Consider the following 21,585-nt stretch of genomic DNA (forward strand, 5'->3'; position numbering starts at 1 on the left):
TCCAGCATCAGCGCGGACACCAGGGGGTGGATGCCGGTGAGCGGTGGGCTGACGGCTCGTTCACGGTCCGCGATCGTAGCGGATACGCTCCGTCACCATGAGCTCAAGTGTCATAAAGAGCCGATCAGACGGGGGATTCCGGGTCCGGCCCGGAGACGACGGCCTACCGTGCCGTCGTGGCGGTGGATCCCGAAACCACGGTCGCCGTCGTGACCTTCACCGATTTTTGAACGGGTGCCACCCTGAGTGATGGCTGGCAGAAGCCTGAACGGGGGCTGGCAGAAGCCCGAACATCAAACTCATGGGCGAAGTGTCCGGATACGATGCTTTCTTCTGTCCCTCGTACATCACCCGCAACGTCCGGAGCTCCCCTCATGAAGTCTCCAGCCAAATTACTGATGGCAGCCGTCTCCGCGGTCGCCCTGGTCGCCACGCCGACAGCCGCGTGGAGTGCGGCGCAGCCCACCCCGACCCCGAAGCCCACCACGACGGCCAAGGCCACCACGACGACGGACAAGGCCAAGTCCGCCGCCCCGGTCGCGCCCGTCGACTGCGCGAAGGTCAAGTGCATCGCGCTGACCTTCGACGACGGCCCCGGCAAGTACGCCGGCACGCTGCTCGACACCCTGAAGAAGTACAAGTCCAAGGCCACGTTCCTTCTCGAAGGCCAGTACGTGAAGTCGCGCCCGGCCTTCGCCAAGCGCATGGTCGTCGAGGGCCACGAGATCGGCAACCACAGCTACACCCACCCGCACCTGCGCGACCTGTCCGAGGACAAGATCCGCGAGGAGCTGGACAAGACCCAGGCCATCGTGAAGCAGGCCACCGGGAAGTACCCGACGATCATCCGCCCGCCGTACGGCGAGTTCGACTCGCGCGTGCAGGCGATCGCGACCGAGATGAAGATGCCGATCCTGCTGTGGAACGGCGGCTCACGCGACTGGGCGACCAAGAACGAGACGGCCATCTACAACGAGGTGCTCAAGAACGCCAAGCGTGACGGGGTCATCCTCATGCACGACTGGGTCGAGCAGACCGTCAAGGTGATGCCGAAGCTGCTGGTCGCGCTGCAGAAGCAGGGCTACCACGTCGTGTCCGTCTCCTCACTGCGCGGCGCCAAGGACCTTGAGGCGGGCGACATCTACCCGGTGGGTTCCGAGCTGGAGAAGGACCTCTTCGTCGACGCGCCCACCACGGGGCCGGATCTGTACGCGGAGTCTCCGGCCGACAACCCCGGCTGAGCCAGTCGCCTGCCCAGCCGCTGCATGGGAAGCTCCAGGTAGCGGTAGGTGAATCGGCTCAGGCCGAGCACCAGCGCGATGAAACCTGCCGACAGCATCACCTGCACCACCGGCTGCATGGCTCGCACATCTCCGGCGACGGCGTATGTGAGCCTCAGCAGCGGGTGGTGCAGGAGGTAGACCGAGTAGCTGACCAGGCCCAGCCAGACGAGGAAGCGGGGCATGCTCCGGTGGCGCAGGGCCATCGCGCCCGCGAACGTCGCGCCCGCGAGGGCCATGGTGATGAACCACGGACCCGGCTGGACCCACCACCAGCCCGCCTGGATCGACCACACCGGGGACAGCGCCACCAGCACGGTCGCGACGGCCACGGGCCAGAGGCGGCCGGTGCCCTGTTCCCAGCGGCGGATCGCGGTCCCGGCGAACATCACCGAGAGGATCGCCGCCCCCAGCCACGGCACGAAGCCGGCGAAGAGCAGCAGGACCACCGCCATCGCGGCGAGGACGTAGGCGGCGACGGCCCGCAACCGGCCGCTGATCAGACACACCATTCCCACCAGGAAGAGCACGCCCGACACGTAGGCCGGCCAGGGACCGCCGAGCAGCGGCGCCGACAGCACCAGGCCCGCGACGACCGCGACGACGCCGAATCCGATGGAGAGGATCCCGCTCCTGCGGTGCAGCCCGCCGATGAACAGCGCGGTGACCACCAGGTAGAAGACCATCTCGTAGGAGAGCGTCCACATGGTGTCGGCGAGGCCGCCGATGTGCAGCACGTCCAGCAGCATCGTGACGTGCGCGGAGACGGCGGACAGGTCCCTGGGCACCTGCTCGCGGACCGGCATCCAGAAGGCCATCACCAGGACGAAGACCGTGACCAGCAGATAGACCGGGTAGAGGCGGAACAGCCGGCTGATCCAGAAGGCCCGCACATCGCCGCGCGCCTCCAGCGAGACCGGGATGATGTAGCCGCTGACCAGGAAGAACACCAGGACGCCGTACATCCCCAGGCTGAACAGGTATTGCCGCGGGAGGGCGGGCAGGAGCCAGGGCAGCATGTGCTCCAGCAGCACCGCGACGGCGGCGAGCCCGCGCAACGCGTCCAGCCACGCCAGCCGGGGGCGGGACGTGGTCATTGGGGGGCCGACTTCGATCGCTGACGTGGACACCCGCCCAAACTTACCGCCCCGCACGTGACGAAACTGGATGAACGGCCACCTTTCACCAGCACGGCTCCCCCTTCGCCGCCCGACAGGCGGCGATCCGGCTCTCGACAGGCGGCGGTCCGGCCGAGGGCCGGACGCGGCGGTGACGAAACACCGTCCGACATCGCCTTGAGTGACGCTCCGAACACCTTACGTGACAGGCGTCGTCACCGGTAAGCCGGGGGCGGCGACGACGGAAACGACGGATACGGCACCCCGGAAGTACCGGTGAACGACAGATTCCGCGATCCGCCGATCTCCGTAACGTCATGACCCGTAAGAACCACCGCGGGAAACGGAGAAACACGATGAACGAGATCACCAAGCTGGTCGAGCGTTACCTCGCCACCTGGAACATCACCGACGCCGCCGAGCGTCGCGCGGAGATCGAGGCCGTCTGGGCCGAGGACGCCCGCTACGTCGACCCCCTGGCCGACGTCGCCGGACGCGACATGATCGACGCCACCATCGGCGCCGTCCAGCAGCAGTTCCCCGGCCTGGTCTTCACCCTCGGCGGTGACGTCGACGCCCACCACAACCTGGCCCGCTTCACCTGGAACCTCGGGCCCGAGGGCGGCGAGGCCATCGTGGTCGGCTTCGACGTCGCGGTCCTGACCGAGGACGGCCGCATCCAGACCGTCCACGGCTTCCTCGACCGGGTCCCCGCGGCCCTCTGACGGGCCACGGCCTCCCCTCGAAGCCCGACCGGCCCTCCCGCCCGCCTCCGCCGGCCTCGGCGCCGCGGAGCCCGACCGGCTCTCCCGCCGCCTCCGGCCGGCCACGGCGCTCGACCGGGTCCTCGCCTCCGGCCGGCCTCGGAGCTCGGCCGGCTCCCCGCCGCCCTCGGCGCCCCCCGAAAGCAGGCTCTCGGGGGGCGCGGTCAGCGGGCGGGGTCTTCGGGCGGCACGACCGGCAGGATGATCCTTGACGGTCTCGCCGCGTCGTGGAAGACGGTCTGGTCCGCGACGCGCATGGCGGTCGCCCTCTCGGCGGGTTCTCCGGTGTTGAGGTTGCGGTCCCATCTCGGGAAATTGCTCGACGTGATCTGGACGCGGATCCGGTGCCCCTTGAGGAACACGTGACCGATCGACCACAGATCGATCTCATGGTCGGCGGGTTCGCCCGCCGGGCCGGAGACGCGGACGATCCCGTCCGTGAGGTTTCGCGACACGGAGTCGACGCCGACGTCGCAGAGCCGGGCCACCCAGTCCGTCGAGGGCGCGGTGGAGGCGGCGGTCAGCGACACTCGTACGCGGCCGGTCACCTCCAGGTCGGCGTCGAGCGGCTCGCCGGTGTAGACGAGCACGTCCGGCCGTTCCTCGACGCGACGCTGGTCGTGGGGGCCCGGAGGAAACTCCCCGGACATCAGCAGGGTGCCGCCGAGGGTGACGACCGGATCGGCGGGGTCGTACCGGTAGGTGTCCGGTCGCTCATCGGCGCCCGGCGCCTCGGACGAGAGCCCGCCGTCCTCGCGCAGGTACAACGGGGTGTCCACGCTCCGGGCCAGGGGCCACGCGTCCTCGTCGCGCCAGCGGTTGACCCCCGTGACGAAGATCCGTACCGGCTTGCCGACGGGGGCCGGCCGGTCCGGTCTCAGCCAGCGGTCGAGCCAGTCGATCCGCAGGTCTCCCAGGGAGGTCCGAAGGTCGATGCTTCCCTCGTCGGCGGCCGTTCCGAAGCCGACCTCGCCCTGCCGGCTCGACTGCTGCTGGTGCGACCATGGCCCGACCAGCAGGGTCGTGGGCCTGCCGGCGGCGCTCATCGCGACGTGGTTGTCCAGGGTTCCCTGCAGGAAGACGTCGAACCAGCCGCCGACGTTGAAGACGGGGACGTCGACCCGGTCGTACCCTCCCGCGACGCGGCAGGCGGCCGCGGCGTCCGGGTCGGCGAGGGCCCGCTGGTAGCCCAGGTCCGGAACCCCCGCCCGCTCGAACGCGGGAAACGCGCCGGAGGGTAGCTCCCAGTACGTCGTCTCCGCCAGGGCGTCGATCTCGGACACCAGGGCGGTGAGCTCGCGATCGAGATCGGCGGGAGACGCCTTCCACCTGCGGTTCAGGAGGTCCGGGCCCTGGGAGAGGGACCAGCTCGCGCTGAGGCCCAGCTCGATCGCCCCGCCGCGGCCGAACAGGCCGTCGAAGGGCTCGGACCAGGTGAACGCCGGGACGATGGCCCTCAGCTCCGGCGGCCCGCCGACCGCCGCCATCCACTGCGCGTTGCCCAGGTAGCTGGGGCCGTACATGCCGACGAGCCCGTTCGAACCGGGCAGCGCGGCCGCCCAGCGCACGGTGTCGTGCCCGTCCGCCCGCTCGTTCGTCAGCGGTTCCCAGTCGCCGTCGGAGCCGGCGCGTCCGCGGGTGTCCTGGATCACGACCATGTATCCACGGCGCACCGCGGCCAGGGGGTCCAGGATCCTGAGGATGTGCGGATCCCGCTTGCCATAGGGCGACCGTACGAGCAGCACGGGCCAGGGGCCGTCACGGGTGGGCCGGAAGACGTCGGCGCGCAGGACCGTGCCGTCGCGCATCGCGGCGGGGACGTCGAAGTCGATCAGCGCGTCTCCCACCGGAGCCCCCCTGAAGAGCGAAACGAATCCTGGCCGGCATGGTATCGCTTCACGGGGAGATAACGTTATCGCACCGGTGGGAAGCGATGCTTGAACAAAAGATTCCCGCGACGTGGCGCGAACGTTGCGCAACGGGCGTTCGACCGGCCGCCTACGGCCGCAGCTCGCCCGATCCCCTCGGGATGAGCTCGACCGGAACCGTCACGCTCTCGACCGGCCGGGAGGGGTCGGCGGCGCGGGCCAGGAGCAGCTCGATGGCCGTCCGCCCGATCGTCGCGCTGTTCTGGGCGACGACGGTCAGGGCCGGGCGCAGGAGGTCGGCCAGCAGGAAGTCGTCGAAGGCGACGATCGCGATCCGGCCGGCGTCGGCGCCGAGGTGGCGCAGGACCTCGACGGTCGTGGCGGCGTTGCCGGTGATGAGGGCGGTCGCGGGTGCGGGACCGCCGAACGCGGTGGTCAGGGCGCCGGCGATGCGCGCGGGCTCGACGGCCCCGGCGTGGACCATGCCCTCCAGCGGGCCGCCGCCCGCCGTGACGCAGGCGCGGAAGGCGGCGGCCCGCTCCCTGCCGGTGAATATGCGCTCGTGGTCGCCGATGTAGGCGACGCGGCGGTGCCCGTGCTGGACGAGGTGGCGAAAGGCCATGCCGATGCCCGTGGCGTTGTCCGAGAGCACGGCGTCGGCGGGGACGCCGCCGGTCGGCCGGTCGAAGGCCACCACGGGCATGCCGGCCTCGATCTCGGGCGCCAGGTACTGGTGGTTGGCGCTTATGGGCTCGATGATGATCCCGTCCACGCGCTTGCGGCACATGGACATGACCGCTTCGCGCTCGCGTTGCTCCTCGTCCTCGGTCGACATGGCCAGCACCGTGAGCTTGGCCTTCCGCGCCGCCTGGTCGATGGCGCTGAGCACGGGGTGGGCGTCCGCGAGGTTGCGCACCGCCGCGCCGATGGTGCCGCTGACGCCCCTGCGCAGCTGCTGGGCGCGCTCGTCGGGCTCGTAGTCGAGCGTGACGATGGCCGCGCGGACCCGGGCGACCAGGTCCTGGCCCACGGTGGGGTCGTCGTTGACCACCCGGGACACGGTGCGCAGCGCGACTCCGGCCGTGCGGGCGACGTCCAGCATGGTCGGCCGCTTGCCACGGCGCCGCCCCGCGGTGCCCCCAACCGTGCGCTCGGTCATCGCTGCGATCCTCCCCTGTTCTCCGGGTGCCAACCTATCCACCCGGGTATCCGCGCCTGTGTCCCGTCGAGCTTCGATCCGGGCGGCACTCTTGACACACCGTCGAAACTTCCTATCCTCGGGATAACGTTATCGCAAGGTGCCTGCATACAGTCCGCCGGACCATGCTCGACGAACCTTGAACCGTGCGACACGACCGAAGGAGGACGATCTTGATACGTAGGACCATGCTCGCCGCATGCGTTGTCGGTGCCCTCGCCCTGACCACCGCCTGTACGAACGGCAGCACCGGCGGCACCGGCACCCTGACCTACATGACGTTCGAGACGCCCAGCCTCAACTCGACCTTCTGGAACGACTCGATCGCTGCCGCCGTGAAGGACGCCCCCGGGGTGAAGATCAACCGGATCACGTCTCCGAGCACCGACCGCGACGGCTACGCCAAGCAGTTGCAGGCCTCCGGCCAGTTCCCCGACCTCCTGCAGTCGATCACACCGTCCACCTTCGCCGGCGCCGGTCTGCTCGTCCCCTACGACCAGGCCTGGGTGGACGCCAACTTCCTGCTTCCCCAGGGAAACGCGCTCAAGGGCAAGGTGTACATCCCGCCGACGAACTCCCAGATCATCCCGGAGGTCTTCTACAACAAGGAGCTCTTCGCCAAGGCGGGCGTCGAGCCGCCCAAGACCTGGGCCGACTTCCTGACCGTGTGCGAGAAGCTCAAGGCCGCCGGCATCACTCCGATGGAGCTGGGCGGCGGTGACCCGTTCGCGGCGAGCATGCCGCTGGTCGGCATCCTGAGCGCGGACGTCCTGGGCAAGAACCCCCAGTGGCTGCAGGAACGGTACGCGGGCAAGGTCAAGTTCTCGGACGCCAACGTCATCGCGGCGGTCGAGAAGTATCGCAAGCTGGTCACCAGCGGATACTTCGACGAGGGCGCGCTCGGTGTGAAGTACGCGGACTCGATCACGCAGTTCACCGGCGGCAAGGCCGCCATGTACATGATGGGCAGCTGGTTCCTGGGCTCCGTCCCGAAGGACGACGCCGACAACTTCGGCGCGTTCCCCGTCCCCACCGCCGACGGCTCCGTGGTCATCCCCTTCGCCGTCGGCGGCTCCATGGCCATCAGCTCGAAGACCAAGGACCTGGACGGCGCGACCAGGTTCGCACAGGCGTGGTCACTGGACCCGGGCAACCTGAAGGCGCTCATCGAGAGCGACGGCGCGTTCCCGATGCTCAAGGGCAAGACCCTCGACGACTACAACGTCACGGTGAGCCAGGTGTTCAAGGACTCCTTCGCCTACGTCACCGACAAGAACACCAAGGTCGCCGCCATCGGATGGGCCAGCAACGACGACGCGATGCCCCCGGGCCTCAACGACCAGCTCTACGCCGCCAGCCAGGCGCTGTTCACCAGCGCGGACGTCAAGGGTGAGATGGCCAAGCTCGACGCGGCCTGGGACACCGCCACCAAGTAGTCCCCATCGGCCAACGAACGACGACCCGTGTTGAGGCACCGCCTTTCGAAGTCCTCGACACGGGCCTGAAGGAATCGACATGCGGACTCGGAAGAGTCGGGCGAGCAGGGACAACGGACTCTTCGCGATGGCCGCCGTGGCCTTCGGCCTGTACCTGTGTTTCCTCGTGCTACCGCTCCTGCTCAGCCTCAAAAGCAGTTTCACCGACGAGAACCCGTTGCGGTCCACCAGTGGTTTCGTGGGCCTGGACAACTACGGCGAGATGATCCACGACGATCAGCTCCACGCCAGCCTCGGCTTCACCCTCATCCTCGCGGTGGGGGTCACGATCGCGGCCAACGCCATCGGCATCGCGTTCGCCATGATGCTGAACCGCACCACCCTGAGCTACCGGGTCATGAGGACGATCGCGTTCCTGCCCCAGGTGCTGTCCGGAGTGATCGTCGGCTTCGTGTGGCAGACGATCCTGACCCAGCAGGGCCTGCTGAACGTCACCCTGCAACGCATCGGGCTGATCGACTCGCCGATCGCCTGGCTCGGCAGCCCGAACCTCGCGCTGCTGTCCATCGGCGTCGTCGTCACCTGGATCCTCACCGGTTTCACGACCGTCGTGTATCTCGCCGCCCTGCAGGGAGTCCCGGTGGAGCTGTACGACTCGGCCGCCATCGACGGCGCCACCACGTGGCAGAGGTTCGCCAGGATCACGTTCCCGCTGATCGCTCCCGGAATGACCATCAGCGTCACGATCTCGCTGATCACGGTGCTGAAGCTCTACGACGTCATCACCGTCCTCACCGGAGGCGGCCCCGCGAATTCCACCCGATCCACCGCGCTCTACATCGTGAAGCTCGCCTTCACCGACAACCGCTTCGGATACGCCTCGGCGGTCGCGATGCTGGTGCTCGCCATGTCCGCGGCCATCGCCCTGTCGGTCACGAGCCTCCTTCGCCGCCGTGAGGTGAACTTTTGACCGCCATCAACGACGTGCTGCGCTCCCGGGCACGCCTCGTCATCGCGGGTGTCGTGACCCTGCTGTTCGTCGCCCCGATCTACCTGACGATCGTCAACGCCTTCAAGACGCAGTCGCAGATCCTCAAAAGCCCCGAAGCGCTGCCGATCCCGCCGACGCTCGACAACCTGAGCACCGCGCTGGCCAGGCCCGACGGCCTGATCCAGCTCGGCCTGCAGAACTCCCTGATCGACGTCGTCTTCTCGGTGGCGCTGCTCATCCCCCTCGCCTCCGCGTTCAGCTTCTACATCTCCCGGAGGAAGACGAAGGCACGGGCGGCGGTGCTCGCCCTGCTCGCGGCAGGTCTGATGATCCCGCCGCAGGTCATCCTGCTGCCCACCATCCAGATCCTGACGTTCTTCGGTCTTGATCACAGCTATCCCGGGCTGATCCTCTCCAACCTGGGCGGCGGCTACCTCTCCTTCGCGGTCTTCGTGTACGTGGGCTTCATGCGAGCCGTTCCGAACGAGATCATCGAGGCCGCCCGCCTCGACGGCGCCAGCGGGCTGCGGATCTGGTGGGGGATCGTCATGCCCCTGGTCCGCCCCGCCACGGCGACGGTCGCGATCTTCTCCTCGCTGTGGATCTGGAACGACTTCCTGAATCCGCTGTTCATTCTCGGCCCGCTACAGGGTCAGACCATCACAACCGGCCTGTACCTGACGATTGGTCAATATTCCGTGGATTACGGACAGCTGTTCGGCATCATGTTCCTCGCCGCGATCGTGCCGGTGGTGGGTTACCTGTTCGTGCAGAAGCAGTTCATCGCCGGTCTCACCTCCGGGTCGTCGAAGTGACCATCAAAACGGACACTTTCAGCGCGGCGCCCTCCACCCGTCCCTCCGCAGGCGGCCGGCCCGCGGGTGTCCCCGACCTGGACGACGTCGCCGGCGAGTGGATGGACGCCTCCGAGCTCGCGCACCTGCCGTCCCTGCGCAACCAGCGCGGCCAGGGCCATGTCAACCACGACCTCACGTCGCTGTCCTGGGTGGCGGCTCCGCCGTTCTCCCTCGGCTACCACACCGGCGTTCTCCGCCTCGACGGAGTCGCGCTCGCCGCGCAGCGCCACCGGTGGAAGCCCTGGGGCGTGCAGCGGGAGCATCGCTCCGCCGAGGTGACCGTACGGTCGGACACGCGCATGGCCCTGTCGGAGAACCTGCTGCTCTGGCAGGTCGACGTCACCAACGAGCGGGCCGTCCCCTGGACCTGCACGGTCAGCCAGGACCTGTTCGCGATGATGTCCCATTCGGAGGTGGGCTGGGGCTGGCTCTACGACGTGCCGTGGACCGAGGGCGACTACCACGACTTCGTCACCCTGGAACGGATCCGCGACACGACCCGCGCCCGGAGCGAGCACCTGCCCTACCTGCTCGGCGCGGGACCACGGCGGATGCGCCTGGGCCGGCCGCGGGTCCCCGGAATCCAGCGGGACGAGGCCGACGCGGCCATGCTGCTGGAGTACGAGCTGCCGTCGCACTTCAGCCAGGACAAGGTCCTCCCCCGGCATGACTCGGCGAGCGGCACGATCCGCGGCCTCCGGTGCGTCCCCGCGTCCGGCGGCGACCCGGTCTTCGTCTTCGCCGGCGACGCCGAGCTGGAGCCGTCGACGCAGCGGACGCTGGACGGCGACGAGTTCGAGCTGCGCGACGGTCTCGTGCTGAGCTTCGAGTTCCGCCCGTCCACGCCGGAGGGCGACGGCGTCATCCTCACCCACGGCAACCACCCGGACTCGCTCCAGCTCGGCATCGAGGGGGGCCGGCTCTGGTTCGGCATCTCCGGCGAACGGGAGCACGCCGACGCCCCCTCCCTGACCGCCGGGCAGTGGCACGCGGTCTCGGTCGTCCTCGGCGACCGGCAGGTCACCCTCGTGCTCGACGGCCGCGAGGTCGCGACGACGCGGCACTGGTCGCTGTCGCGCCGGTGGAGCACCTCGACGGCCGACGGCGTCGTCGCGGTCGCCGACCGGCACTCGCCGGCGCGCGCGGCCTACGCCTTCGACACGGCGCCCACCGAGATCCGTGAACTCGGGGCGGGCGCGCAGGCGATCTGGTCCCTCACCCTCGGCCCCGGAGAGACCCGGACCATCGGCGTCGTGTGCGCCTACGGGACCGACCAGGCCGACGTCGCCGCCGCCGCGGGCCGTACGGCCCGCGCCTTCCCCGAGGCCCTCGACGGCACCGAGCGGGGCATGCGCCGGCACTGGGACAACATGTTCACCCCGGGGAACGACGACTTCAGCGGGCACCTGCCGACGCTGCGGGCCGACGACCCGGAGCTCGCGCGGGCCTACTACATGGGCGCGCTGACCGTGCTGTACATGCGCAACCTGCACGCGAGCCCGACCGAACCGATCTTCCTCACCGGCGGGCCCCGGCTCGGTCCCACGACGACCTTCTACTGGGACCACTCCGAGTGGAGCCGCATGTACGCGCTCCTGGAACCCGCCGGGCTCAGGTCATGGCTCCGGCGCGTCCTGAGCGGGCCCTACGGCGACTCGTTCGGCATCGACGCCAGGAACGGAGGCCCGCTCGGCAACTACTACGCCGCCAACGACTGCTCGCTGTTCCGGCTGGTGGAGCACTACATCTGCGTCAGCGGCGACCTCGCGTTCCTCGACGAGCGGGTGGGTGAGGCGACCGTCGCCGACCACCTCGAACGGCTCGCCTACGGCTGGAAGGGCAGGCGCAGGGAGGCCACCGGGGGTGTCCTGGCCGACTTCGGCGACGACTCCTGGCGGCTCCTCGAATGCGTCCCCAACTACGTCAACGTCGTCACCTCGTTCAACGCCGCCTACGTGACCATGATGCGCTCGCTGGCGGCCCTGCTCCGTTTCCGCGGCCGCGACGACGACGCCGTCCGCGCGGAGGCGGAGGCCCGCACGCTCGCCGACGCGGTGCTCGACCTCTACGTCGAGGGCGGACGCTGGTCGATCCGTCACCCGGACGGCGTCGAGACCATCGGCCACTCCCTGGACTTCGGTCTGGTGGCCGCCGCCATGCACGACGACCTCAGCGAGACCCAGCGCCGCGACATGGTCGCGTTTGTCACCGAGCACCTCCTGACGGGCACCTGGATGAGGGCCCTGTCGCCGGACGATCCCATCGCCGAGTTCTCCGACCGCCCGGACCACGGCGCGGGAGGGGCGTTCTGCGCGTGGCCGGGGGTGACGGCGAACGGGTTCGCCAAGCTCGGCCGCCGTGACCTGGCCATCGCCCTGCTCAGACTGACCCCGCAGTCGGCGTCCGGCGCGCTCTGGGGACAGGCGATGGAGGTCCTCGACGGCGATCCGGTCCGCGTACGGGTCGCGGAACGAGGGGTCTCCAACCGCGAGTCCATCGGCGGGGCGGCCACCGCCGAGGCGGTCATCGCGCTGTTCGACGTCGACCCCACATTCGCCGACCTCGGCACCGCCCCGGTCGCGCCGGCCGCCGGGCACGTGCCCGGCGTCGGAGTGCTGTCCAACCTCAACGTCGCACCGGCCTCCCCTCCCCCGGGGCCGCCCGGTGAGACCTCACCACCCCGCTAGACCGTACGACCGCAGGACACGACGGCATCGGGCGTCGGCCGGCACCGGGACCCACCGGAGCCGGCCGGCACCCGGGATCCATCGGAGTCGGCCGGCACCCGGGATCCATCGGAGTCGGCCCGCACCCGGCAGCCACCGGGGAACCGGCCGATCTCCGGGATCCGCCGGGGAACGGCCGGGTCCGCCCGGAACCGGCCGGCACCCGGCTCGATCGGGGCGACGTCCCCGATCTCATCGAGAAAGGACATGTCGTGATCGGTAAACGACGATGGCACCCCCTGCGGACCCTGTCCGTTGTCCTCACCGTCTCGGTTGTCACGAACCTCGCGCTGATGCCTCAGGCGCAGGCGGCAACCCCCACACCGACGCAACAGTGGACCGAGGTCCAGCAACTGCTGGCCGGCATCAAGGGTCAGTGGACCAACCAGGCGTACAGCGATGCCGTCAGCCGGAGCATGCCCAACACCGCGCTCCTCGGCAACGGCGACATCGGCGTCACCTCCGGCGGCGGTGACGGTTTCAAGACGTTCTACATCTCCAAGGGAAACTTCTGGGCCGGCAACCCGTCGCCCTCCCTGGTCGCGCTCGGCGGCGTGACGATCGCGCCCGCGGGCGGCAGCACGCCCTCGGCGAACCTCGCCCTGGGATCGTCGGCGACGGCGTCCAGCTCGCACCCCAGTTTCCCGGCGAGCCGGGCGGTGAACGGGCAGTGGGCCGCCGGCTACGAGGGCTGGGTCTCCGAGGTCGGAAAACCCCAGTCGATCAGGCTCGACCTCGGATCGGCCAAGACCATCGGCCGCTACGTGGTCAGGCACGACGGCGCGGCGCGGTCGGGTGAGACGGCCAACAACACGAAGAACTTCGTGCTGGAGACCAGCGCCAACGGCACGACCTGGGCCACGGCCGACACCGTCGTCAACAACACGGCCAACGTCACCGACAAGACGATCACCTCCGTCAGCGCCCGCTACGTACGGCTGAGCATCAGCGAACCGACCCAGGGCACGACCTCCGACTCCCAGCAGAACCCCCGCGCCCGCATCGGCCAGCTGGAGCTCTACGGCCCGGGAAGCTCGGGACCCCCGCCGACCTCGGGCACGTTCCTTGAGGAGCAGAACATCCTCAAGGGCGACGTCGACACCACGATGACCATCGGCGGCGTTCCCGTCACGATGAAGACCTGGACGGCGGCCAACGACAACGTCGTGGTGACGCAGATAACGTCCAACGGCTCCACCGCGACGCAGCTGCAGGCCCAGACCTGGTCGGGCTCCCAGGACGCCAGGTCGGGCTTCACCAACACCTCGGGCGTGTCGGGCTCCACCACGTGGGCCACGCGGGCGACCCCCACGGGCTCGCGCTGGGTCTCCCGGGCGTCGCTGGCCACCCGCGCGATCGGCGCGAACCTCGTGGGAAGCCCGTCCGCGAGCGGGGCCACCGCGAAAATGGTCTTCGACCTCCAGCCCGGCCAGACCGTCCGCATCGTGACGAGCGTCGCCGGCGGCGGCCAGAACCCCGCCGACCCGGCCCCCGGCGCCCGGACCATCGTCGACGGCCAGACCCCCGCGTCGCTCGACACCCTCTACGCCCAGCACGTCGAGTGGTGGAAGCAGTACTGGCTCAAGTCATACGTCGATCTCAACGACGACGTGCTCGAGAAGTACTACTACGGCTCCCTCTACCTGCTCGGCTCCTCCAGCAGGGCGGGCAAGACCGCGCCCGGCCTCTACGGGATCTGGGCCACCACGGACTCACCCCAGTTCAGCGGCGACATGCACCTGAACTACAACTTCGTGGCCAACTTCTACGGCGCCTACTCCAGCAACAGGGCGGACCTCGCCCTGCCCTACTACGACCTGATCCTCGCGTACGTCCCCGAGGCGAGGCGCCGGGCGCAGCAGGATCTCACCCGCGTCAATCCGAGCTACATCAGCAGCCGGTTCCCGAGCGGCGGGATGTCGAGCGGCCTGCTCTTCCCCGTCGGAATCGGGCCCTTCGGGTCGACGGCCGACGACAACTACCACCAGCAGGTGGGCAACTCCCTGTTCACCGCGTCGCAGTTCGTCGCCTACTACGACTACACCCAGGACAGGAACTTCCTGTCCACGAAGTCCTACCCCTTCATGAAGGAGGTCGCCGCCTTCTTCAAGAACTACCTGGAGTGGGACGCGGCCGCGCAGCAGTACAACCTCTTCTCCGGCCCGCACGAGGGTCTCTGGGGGAAGAACTCAAGCCCCGACGTCGGGCTGCTGAAGTATCTCCTCACGGGTCTCATCGACGCGAGCACCGACCTGGGGGTCGACACCGCGGACAGGGCGACCTGGACGCAGATCCTGCAGCACCTGCCGGCGACTCCGACGACCGTCTACAACGGGCAGACCGTCTACGCGCTCGCCGACCCGGGAACGATCACGGGTAACGACACCCGCAACATCCACCCGGGCGACAACACGGTCAACCTGGAGTTCATCCACCCGGGAGAGGTGCTGGGCATCAACTCCCCGGCCGCCGACCGCCAGATCGCCATCAACACGCTGAACGTGATGAACTCCTGGGGCCAGGACAACAGCTTCCCCAAGGTCTTCACCCAGGCGGCCCGGGTGGGCTACCCGGCGCAGAGCCTGATCGACCAGCTCAAGAACCAGATCACCACGAAGATGGCCGCCAACCTGCGCATCCGCGACAACTTCCACGGTCTGGAGAAGGGCGGGGCGACGGAGGCCGTCAACAACCTGCTCCTGCAGAGCGACGACGGCATCGTGCGCCTGTTCCCGGTGTGGCCGACGAACAAGAACGCGAGCTTCGTCAAGCTCCGAGAGAAGGACGCGCTGGTGATCTCCAGCTCCTTCCAGAGCGGACGCGTCACCTACGTCGACATCACGAGCGAGGCGGGCAAGACCGTCAAGCTGCAGAACCCGTGGCCGGGCCAGACGGTCGTGGTCAACCGCGTCGGCGGCGGAACCGTGACCCCCACCGTCAGCGGCAACGTGATCACCTTCGCCACCCAGGCAGGATCGACCTACACCATCGCGGCCCCCTGACCGCGATCACAAAAGGCCGTGACATCAAGGCATACGGCCTGACAGACACAAGCTCGCCTGTTCTCCCTCCCCGGTGAACAGGCGCGATGGCCCCCGGCGACACTCTCGCCGAGGGCCATCGCTCTGTCCGTCGGACGGGGGCACGACGGCCGGCCGTCACCGCCGATCGGCCCCGATCGTCCGGCGGCCCCGGCCGTCGTGCAACGAGTAGGTTGCACGACGATCGGTCGACGTGCAACAATCTGGTTGCACGTCAATGCCGGAACTTGAAGGAGTTTCCCCATGAGCGAAGACATGATCAAGCGCGACACCCTGATCGACGCCTCGGTCGAGCGCGTCTGGTCGCTGGTGTCCGCACCCGGCTTCTGGGTGGCCGACCCGGAGAGCATCAAGGGCACCACCGCCGTCGAGGGCGAGTCGACGGTGGCCAAGAACCCAGGGCAGAGCGACTTCCCGGTGCTCGTGGTGAAGGTCGAGCCGCAGTCGTACGTCGCGTACCGCTGGGCCCCCGCCTCCCCCGGCCAGGAGCTGACCGAGAACAACAGCACCCTCGTGGAGTTCACGCTGTCCGCCGAGGGTGACAAGACCCGCCTCACCGTGGTCGAGAGCGGCCTCTCCGCGCTGGCCGTGTCCGAGGAGGTGCGCGCCAGGACGATCGAGGACCTTTCCAGCGGCTGGCCGCAGGTCCTCGACGCGGCGAAGAAGCGCGTCGAAGAGTCGACTGTGTGAGAGAGGAATCCGACGACGCGATCGAGGAGGTCAGCAGCGTTCTCGTCGCGCTCGCCGACCCCACCCGTCGCCGACTGCTCGACCTCCTCGCCGCGCTGGGCGCGGCCACCGCGACGACGCTCGCCGAGCGGCTCCCCGTCTCCCGACAGGCGATCGTCAAGCACCTCGCCATCCTGGACGCCGCCGGACTCGTCGTCGGCAGCCGGGTCGGACGCGAGGTGAGGTACTCGCTGCGGCCCGACAGCCTGGACGCCACCACGCGGTGGATGTCCTCGCTCGCGGCCGACTGGGACCGTCGACTGGCGGCCATCAAGCGCGCCGCTGAAGCAGCGGAACGCGATTCCAAGTAGCACCCCGGGACGCGTGGGGTGGCGATGGCCTCTGCCGCGACCCGTGATCACACAAGAAAGAGATTCGACATGACGACGCTGAAGCCCGGAAGCCTACTGCTCGGCACGACCCGTCCCGCCGAGCTGCGGGCCTGGTACATCAAGGCGCTGGCGCCGGAGTCCACCGGCGAGGGCGCGATCGACCTGGGCGGCTTCCTACTGGTCATCGACGGGCGCGACGACGTCGAGGCGAAGAACAGCGACCCGGCTCGCACGATCATCAACTTCCACGTCGACGACTTCGACGCCGTGAAGGCCCAGCTGGACGCGGCCGGCGTGGAGTGGATCTCGGTCGAGGACCGGGAGAAGGGCAGGTTCGGCACGTTCGCCGACCCCGACGGGAACTACCTCCAGATCATCGAGTGGAAGTAGGACACCTGAGACCAGACATCCTCTGGATGAACGAACCCACGGGGTCCCCGCGGAAATAGGGCGAGGGCACTCAGCATCGATATGTGACGAACACCCTCGCAACGGCACTCTATGTATGATCACCGACGCGTTGAAGGCATCGCCGGACCTGGCCCCCTGGCGCCCGAGGCCCGGCATCTCGCCCACGCTCGGTGACGCGGAACCGGTCACGCCGGCGGTGAGGCCGGCGCTGCTGGGTTTCACCTCCGAGCGGCGCCGACCACGCCACGCCCATGCCCGGCTCAGCGGCATGTTCCCGTATCCGCCCGGCCGGTCCGGCTACGGCAAGCGACTACGCAAGGCATCCGGCCTGATAGCAAGCATGATCAGAATGCTCGCCGTCGACACGTCGCCGTAGAGCGACGACGCGTGGGTGGTCGGCTCCACCCCGGTGAAGTGCGGCCGGTCGCGGGAGACGGCCACGCGCGGCGAGCCGGCCTCATCGAGTCGATCAGTCAAACCTTCAAGGCCCGGCTTGGCCTGGAGCCTCACGGCGGTCGCACACCTCGTGGGGTGGTCGTTCGCGTGCTTGCGCGGGTCCTCGTGCTGAGCGCCGCGATCTGACTCAACGACAGAACCGGCCGGCCGATCAAACGATGAGGCAGGTCTGACACCCGCGACGGCAGACCGCCGGTCGCCTCTTCCAGATCATTCAAACTCCGATCTCGCCTATGACCACTGAACGTGACCGGATCCCTCGGATTCATTCATTCAGTGAGCAACAGGGCCGTGGCAATCCTCGGTCGCGCCAGGCACGCGGGTCGGTCGACCCGTTCGTTGAGACGACTCCACACAACACGACAGGAAGAAAGAGCTCACATGAGTATCCGGCAAACGGCGCTGAGCCCAGGCAGGGCCAACCTGGCCCTGGCCACGCTGTTCTTGGGAATGTTCGTACTGGGCAGTGGCGAACTGCTCGTAGTCGGCGTGCTGGACCGGATCGCCGCGGATCTCCACGTGACCATCCCCTCGGCCGGCCATCTGGTGACCGTGTACGCGCTGGGCCTTGCCATCGGTGGTCCGATCCTGACCGCGCTGACGATCAAGCTGGAAAAGAAGATCGTCCTTATCGGCGCGGTCGCGCTGTTCATCGCGTGCAACCTGGTCGCGGTGCTGACCCACGTCTATGGCCTGTTCCTCGTGCTGCGCTTCCTCATCGGTGCGTTGCAGGGCCTGTTCATCGCGGGTGCGTTCATCGCGGCCATGTCGATCGTCCCGCCGGAGCGCATAGGCAAGGCGATCGGGATCGTCGTCTCCGGTGTCGCGATGTCGGGGGCGCTCGGCTTGCCGCTGGGCACACTGGTCGGTCAGACCCTCGGCTGGCGCGGCTCGTTCATGGCGATCGTGGCGGGCGCCGTGGTGACACTGATCGGTACGGTGGCACTGATCCCGTCCGTGCCACCCGCCGGCGCCGGTGCCGGCCACCAGGCCAAGTACGCGTTCGCCCCCAGGGTGCTCGCCGTGCTGTTCCTGAACTTCATCGTGTTCTCGGCGGTGTTCGCGGCGCTGACCTACCTCGTGCCGTTCCTGCAAGAAGTCACCGGCATCTCCGGAGCCATGCTGAGCGTGTTCCTCCTGGCCTACGGTGCGGCCACGGCGGTCGGCTCGTTCGGCGGCGGAAGGTTCGCCGACCGGAACGCCGGGCGCACCCTGATCATCGGGTCCGTCGGCATCGCGGTCTCCCTGCTGGCTCTCTACCTCGTCGGCTCGATCGCGTGGCTCGTCGCGCTCGTGCTGCTCGCCCTGGGCCTGTCCTTCTACAGCATCGTGCCCTCGCTGCAGGTTCGGGTGATCGTCCTGGCAGGCCCCGGTGGCCAGCTCGCGCAGTCGTTGCCTGTCTCCGCGGCCAACGTCGGTATCGCGTTCGGCGCGTTCGCCGGTGGTATCGCGATCAACAACTACAGCGCTTCCGCCACCGTGATCACCGGTCTGGTCTTCTCCGTGGTCACCATCGCGGTCGCCTGGGGGACCGGCTTCCTCAAGCCGCCGAGGGTCGAGGAGTCGTCGCCGGCAACCGCCCGATCCGTACCCGCATAGAACAACCCGTCAGACCACTTCTCGCACCCCTCAGGCGGCACGGTGGTGGCGATCCCCGATCCCGTCACCACCGTGCCTCCGCCTCGAATCGCGTTCCGAGCCCTGCGGCGTGAGATGAGGAGGGCGGCTCCTTCCAGAGCGTGAAGACCCCGGAACCCCAGAGCTCACCGCCCGCACCAAGGACACGCTGCGGACCCAGCGCTACACGATGGCCTCGTGCGCCCCTTGCACTACTCCCACTCGATGGTGCCCGGGGGCTTGCTGGTCACGTCGAGCACCACGCGGTTGACCTCGCGGACCTCGTTGGTGATGCGGGTGGAGATCCGCGCGAGCACGTCGTAGGGGACGCGGGACCAATCGGCGGTCATGGCGTCCTCGCTGGAGACCGGGCGCAGGACGATCGGGTGACCGTAGGTGCGGCCGTCGCCCTGAACACCCACCGACCGGACGTCGGCGAGCAGGACGACCGGGCACTGCCAGATCTCCCGGTCGAGACCGGCGCGGGAGAGCTCCTCACGGGCGATGGCGTCGGCCTCGCGGAGGATCTCCAGGCGGTCGTGGGTGACCGCGCCGACGATGCGAATGCCCAGGCCGGGGCCGGGGAACGGCTGGCGCCAGACCATCGCGGCGGGCAGGCCCAGCTCCTCGCCGGCACGGCGGACCTCGTCCTTGAACAGCGCGCGCAACGGCTCCACCAGCGAGAACTGCAGGTCGTCGGGGAGGCCGCCGACGTTGTGGTGCGACTTGATGTTGGCGGTGCCGGTGCCGCCGCCGGACTCGACCACGTCGGGGTAAAGAGTGCCCTGGACGAGGAAGTCGACGGGGCCGTCGGCGAGGATGGCCCGCTGCTCGTCCTCGAAGACCCGGATGAACTCACGTCCGATGATCTTGCGCTTCTCCTCGGGGTCGCTGACCCCGTCGAGCGCCTTCAGGAAACGCTCCTGGGCGTTGACCACGCGGAGCTTGACGCCCGTGACGGCCACGAAGTCGCGCTCGACCTGCTCGGCCTCGCCCTTGCGAAGCAGCCCGTGATCGACGAAGACGCAGGTCAGACGATCTCCGATGGCCCGCTGCACCATGGCGGCGGCGACCGCGGAGTCCACCCCGCCGGAGAGCCCGCAGATGGCGCGGCCCTCCGGGCCGATCTGGGCCCGGATCGCCTCGACCGCGTCCTCGACGATGTTGAGCATGGTCCAGGAGGGACGGCAGCCGGCGGCGTCGAGGAAGTGCTTCAGCACGGTCTGGCCGTGGTCGGAGTGGAGGACCTCCGGGTGGAACTGCACGCCGTACAGGCCCATCTCGGGGTGCTCGAACGCGGCGACGGGGGTCCCGGCGGTCGCGGCGGTGACGACGAACCCCTCGGGGGCGGCGGCGACGCTGTCGCCGTGCGACATCCAGACCGACTGCTCGGCGGGCAGCCCGGCGAAGAGCACGCCCTCCGTGGTCACGTCGAGCCGGGTCCCGCCGAACTCCGCGGTGCCGGTCTTCGCCACCTGGCCGCCGAGCGCCTGGGCCATGACCTGGAAGCCGTAGCAGATGCCGAAGGTCGGCACGCCGGTCTCGAACAGGCCTGCGGGCGCGGCGGGCGCGCCCTCGGCGTAGACCGACGAGGGACCGCCGGACAGGATGATGGCCTTGGGGTTCTTGGCCATCATCTCCTCGACCGGCATCGTCGACGGGACGACCTCGGAGTAGACGTGGCATTCACGAACCCGCCGCGCGATCAGTTGCGCGTACTGCGCACCGAAGTCGACGACCAGGACCGTGTCGAACTCAGACACCAAAGACCCCCAGGGAAACTCAAGCGGTGGGCCCAGTCTATCGGCGCTCGTCAACGCGCTCACTCGCGACGGGGAAACGGGGGCAGACCGCCCGAGATCAGCGTCTCGGTCTGCTCCCGCAGGCCCTCCGCGTATCCGGGGTGGGTGAAGACCAGGAAACGCTCCTCCCGGATGCCCTCCACCGCGGCCAGCGCGGCCTCCGCGGGATCTATCCCGTCTTTCAGGAGATCGACCATGAAACCGATCGAGGCCACCTCGTCCTCGGTGCGCTCCGCGACCGTCAGGTTCTCCGGCCTGACCCTCTCGGAGTGACCGATGCCGGTCTTGACCAGGCCGGGGCACAGCGCCGTCACGCGGAGCTTGGATCCGGCCATCGCCAGGTCGTGAGCCAGGGACTGCGAGGCGGCGAGCGCGGCGTACTTCGAGATCGAGTAGGCGCCGCCGAACGGCATGGCGAACAGCCCCGCCACCGAGACGGTGTTGAGGATGTGGCCCTCGGTGTCCTGGGCGATCATGCGGGGCACGAAGGCCCGGATGCCGTGGAGCGTGCCCAACAGGTTCACCCCGAGCAGCCAGGCGAAGTCCTCGGGCTCCCGCGTCCACATCTGACCGCCCTGGAACACCCCGGCGTTGTTGCAGAGGACGTGGACCGCGCCGAACTCCCCGAAGGTCCGGTCCGCCAGATGCTGTACGGCCGCCGCGTCGGAGACGTCGGTGATCTGGGTGAGGACCTTGACCCCCTCGGGAACCCCGTCGAGCAGGGAGGCGGTCTCCGCCAGACCTCCGGGATCCACATCGGCGAGCATCAGCGCCATACCCTCCGCGGCCAGCCGCAGGGCGAGCGCCCGGCCTATCCCACCGGCCGCCCCGGTGACAACTGCGATCTTGCCTGACAGTTCACGCATCCCACTGCCTCCAGCCGTGCAATACCCCGCGATCGGTTGGCCACACGCTAGCTCGAAGGTCATCACCAGTCGAGGTGATCGGCGCCCGCGTCA

15 protein-coding genes and 2 pseudogenes are annotated in these 21,585 nt (G+C 68.9%); 12 read left to right on the forward strand and 5 right to left on the reverse strand.

Annotated features, from left to right (window positions below):
• The first annotated feature begins 374 nt into the window (after window positions 1–374).
• Entirely contained in the window at window positions 375–1,241 is an 867-nt protein-coding gene (locus J2853_RS28795; RefSeq protein ID WP_307563373.1) for a polysaccharide deacetylase family protein, read from the forward strand.
• On the opposite strand, the gene J2853_RS28800 is transcribed toward J2853_RS28795, so the two are convergent.
• Window positions 1,142–2,410 (reverse strand): acyltransferase family protein, encoded by a 1,269-nt coding sequence (locus J2853_RS28800; protein ID WP_307563376.1) that lies wholly within the window; start codon window positions 2,408–2,410, stop codon window positions 1,142–1,144. The genes J2853_RS28795 and J2853_RS28800 overlap by 100 nt on opposite strands.
• 344 nt (window positions 2,411–2,754) lie before the next feature.
• Here J2853_RS28800 and J2853_RS28805 point away from each other — a divergent pair, with 344 nt between their 5' ends.
• Window positions 2,755–3,123, forward strand: a complete 369-nt coding sequence (locus J2853_RS28805; RefSeq protein ID WP_307563378.1) for a nuclear transport factor 2 family protein — start codon at window positions 2,755–2,757, stop codon at window positions 3,121–3,123.
• Between the two features lie 203 nt (window positions 3,124–3,326).
• Here J2853_RS28805 and J2853_RS28810 read toward each other — a convergent pair whose 3' ends face one another.
• Together J2853_RS28810 and J2853_RS28815 are read right to left on the reverse strand one after the other, a co-directional pair.
• A complete protein-coding gene (locus tag J2853_RS28810; RefSeq protein ID WP_307563379.1) occupies window positions 3,327–5,009 on the reverse strand; it encodes a CocE/NonD family hydrolase in 1,683 nt (560 codons plus the stop codon).
• Between the two features lie 151 nt (window positions 5,010–5,160).
• Window positions 5,161–6,189 carry a LacI family DNA-binding transcriptional regulator gene (locus tag J2853_RS28815; protein ID WP_307563381.1) on the reverse strand — a complete coding sequence of 343 codons (1,029 nt, stop codon included), beginning with the start codon at window positions 6,187–6,189 and terminating at the stop codon, window positions 5,161–5,163.
• A 212-nt stretch (window positions 6,190–6,401) separates the two neighbouring features.
• On the opposite strand from J2853_RS28815, the gene J2853_RS28820 reads away from it, so the two are divergent.
• The 10 genes and pseudogenes from J2853_RS28820 (at window position 6,402) to J2853_RS28865 (ending at window position 18,806) form a co-directional block, all read left to right on the forward strand.
• A complete protein-coding gene (locus J2853_RS28820; protein WP_307563384.1) occupies window positions 6,402–7,664 on the forward strand; it encodes an ABC transporter substrate-binding protein in 1,263 nt (420 codons plus the stop codon).
• A gap of 79 nt (window positions 7,665–7,743) precedes the next feature.
• The gene (locus J2853_RS28825) at window positions 7,744–8,634 is read left to right on the forward strand and encodes a carbohydrate ABC transporter permease (RefSeq protein WP_307563386.1); all 891 of its coding nucleotides are present in this window, start codon (window positions 7,744–7,746) and stop codon (window positions 8,632–8,634) included.
• The gene (locus J2853_RS28830) at window positions 8,631–9,470 is read left to right on the forward strand and encodes a carbohydrate ABC transporter permease (protein WP_307563387.1); all 840 of its coding nucleotides are present in this window, start codon (window positions 8,631–8,633) and stop codon (window positions 9,468–9,470) included. The genes J2853_RS28825 and J2853_RS28830 overlap by 4 nt, the downstream gene beginning before the upstream one ends.
• Window positions 9,467–12,199, forward strand: a complete 2,733-nt coding sequence (locus J2853_RS28835; RefSeq protein WP_307563389.1) for a laminin G domain-containing protein — start codon at window positions 9,467–9,469, stop codon at window positions 12,197–12,199. The genes J2853_RS28830 and J2853_RS28835 overlap by 4 nt, the downstream gene beginning before the upstream one ends.
• Window positions 12,200–12,450: 251 nt before the next feature.
• On the forward strand, window positions 12,451–15,240 hold the full coding sequence (locus J2853_RS28840) for a discoidin domain-containing protein (protein ID WP_307563390.1): 2,790 nt from the start codon (window positions 12,451–12,453) through the stop codon (window positions 15,238–15,240).
• Window positions 15,241–15,522: 282 nt separating this feature from the next.
• Window positions 15,523–15,969: an SRPBCC domain-containing protein gene (locus J2853_RS28845; RefSeq protein ID WP_307563392.1), complete on the forward strand. Its 447-nt coding sequence runs from the start codon at window positions 15,523–15,525 to the stop codon at window positions 15,967–15,969.
• Window positions 15,966–16,319 (forward strand): ArsR/SmtB family transcription factor, encoded by a 354-nt coding sequence (locus J2853_RS28850; RefSeq protein ID WP_307563394.1) that lies wholly within the window; start codon window positions 15,966–15,968, stop codon window positions 16,317–16,319. Before J2853_RS28845 ends, J2853_RS28850 begins: the two co-directional genes overlap by 4 nt.
• Before the next feature lie 15 nt (window positions 16,320–16,334).
• Window positions 16,335–16,730: pseudogene (locus J2853_RS28855) on the forward strand (VOC family protein); the annotation flags it as partial.
• An 83-nt stretch (window positions 16,731–16,813) separates the two neighbouring features.
• Window positions 16,814–17,333, forward strand: a pseudogene (locus J2853_RS48165) (hypothetical protein).
• 255 nt (window positions 17,334–17,588) lie between these two features.
• Entirely contained in the window at window positions 17,589–18,806 is a 1,218-nt protein-coding gene (locus J2853_RS28865) for an MFS transporter (protein WP_307563399.1), read from the forward strand.
• 230 nt (window positions 18,807–19,036) lie between these two features.
• Here the strand turns inward: J2853_RS28865 and guaA are convergent, their stop codons facing one another.
• Window positions 19,037–20,623, reverse strand: a complete 1,587-nt coding sequence (gene guaA, locus J2853_RS28870) for a glutamine-hydrolyzing GMP synthase (protein WP_370879539.1) — start codon at window positions 20,621–20,623, stop codon at window positions 19,037–19,039.
• Window positions 20,624–20,646: 23 nt separating this feature from the next.
• Complete coding sequence (locus J2853_RS28875) at window positions 20,647–21,492, reverse strand: SDR family NAD(P)-dependent oxidoreductase (protein WP_307563402.1); 846 nt, start codon at window positions 21,490–21,492, stop codon at window positions 20,647–20,649.
• Window positions 21,493–21,585 lie beyond the last annotated feature (93 nt).

It is taken from the genome of Streptosporangium lutulentum, from assembly GCF_030811455.1.
In the GTDB taxonomy this organism is placed as follows: domain Bacteria; phylum Actinomycetota; class Actinomycetes; order Streptosporangiales; family Streptosporangiaceae; genus Streptosporangium; species Streptosporangium lutulentum.

Excerpts from the sequence above, each read along its gene's own strand:
- J2853_RS28795 (WP_307563373.1), top strand. The coding sequence starts at position 375 with ATGAAGTCTCCAGCCAAATTACTGATGGCAGCCGTCTCCGCGGTCGCC.
- J2853_RS28805 (WP_307563378.1), top strand. The coding sequence starts at position 2,755 with ATGAACGAGATCACCAAGCTGGTCGAGCGTTACCTCGCCACCTGGAAC.
- J2853_RS28815 (WP_307563381.1), bottom strand. The coding sequence starts at position 6,189 with ATGACCGAGCGCACGGTTGGGGGCACCGCGGGGCGGCGCCGTGGCAAG.
- J2853_RS28825 (WP_307563386.1), top strand. The coding sequence starts at position 7,744 with ATGCGGACTCGGAAGAGTCGGGCGAGCAGGGACAACGGACTCTTCGCG.
- J2853_RS28845 (WP_307563392.1), top strand. The coding sequence starts at position 15,523 with ATGAGCGAAGACATGATCAAGCGCGACACCCTGATCGACGCCTCGGTC.
- J2853_RS28865 (WP_307563399.1), top strand. The coding sequence starts at position 17,589 with ATGAGTATCCGGCAAACGGCGCTGAGCCCAGGCAGGGCCAACCTGGCC.
- J2853_RS28875 (WP_307563402.1), bottom strand. The coding sequence starts at position 21,492 with ATGCGTGAACTGTCAGGCAAGATCGCAGTTGTCACCGGGGCGGCCGGT.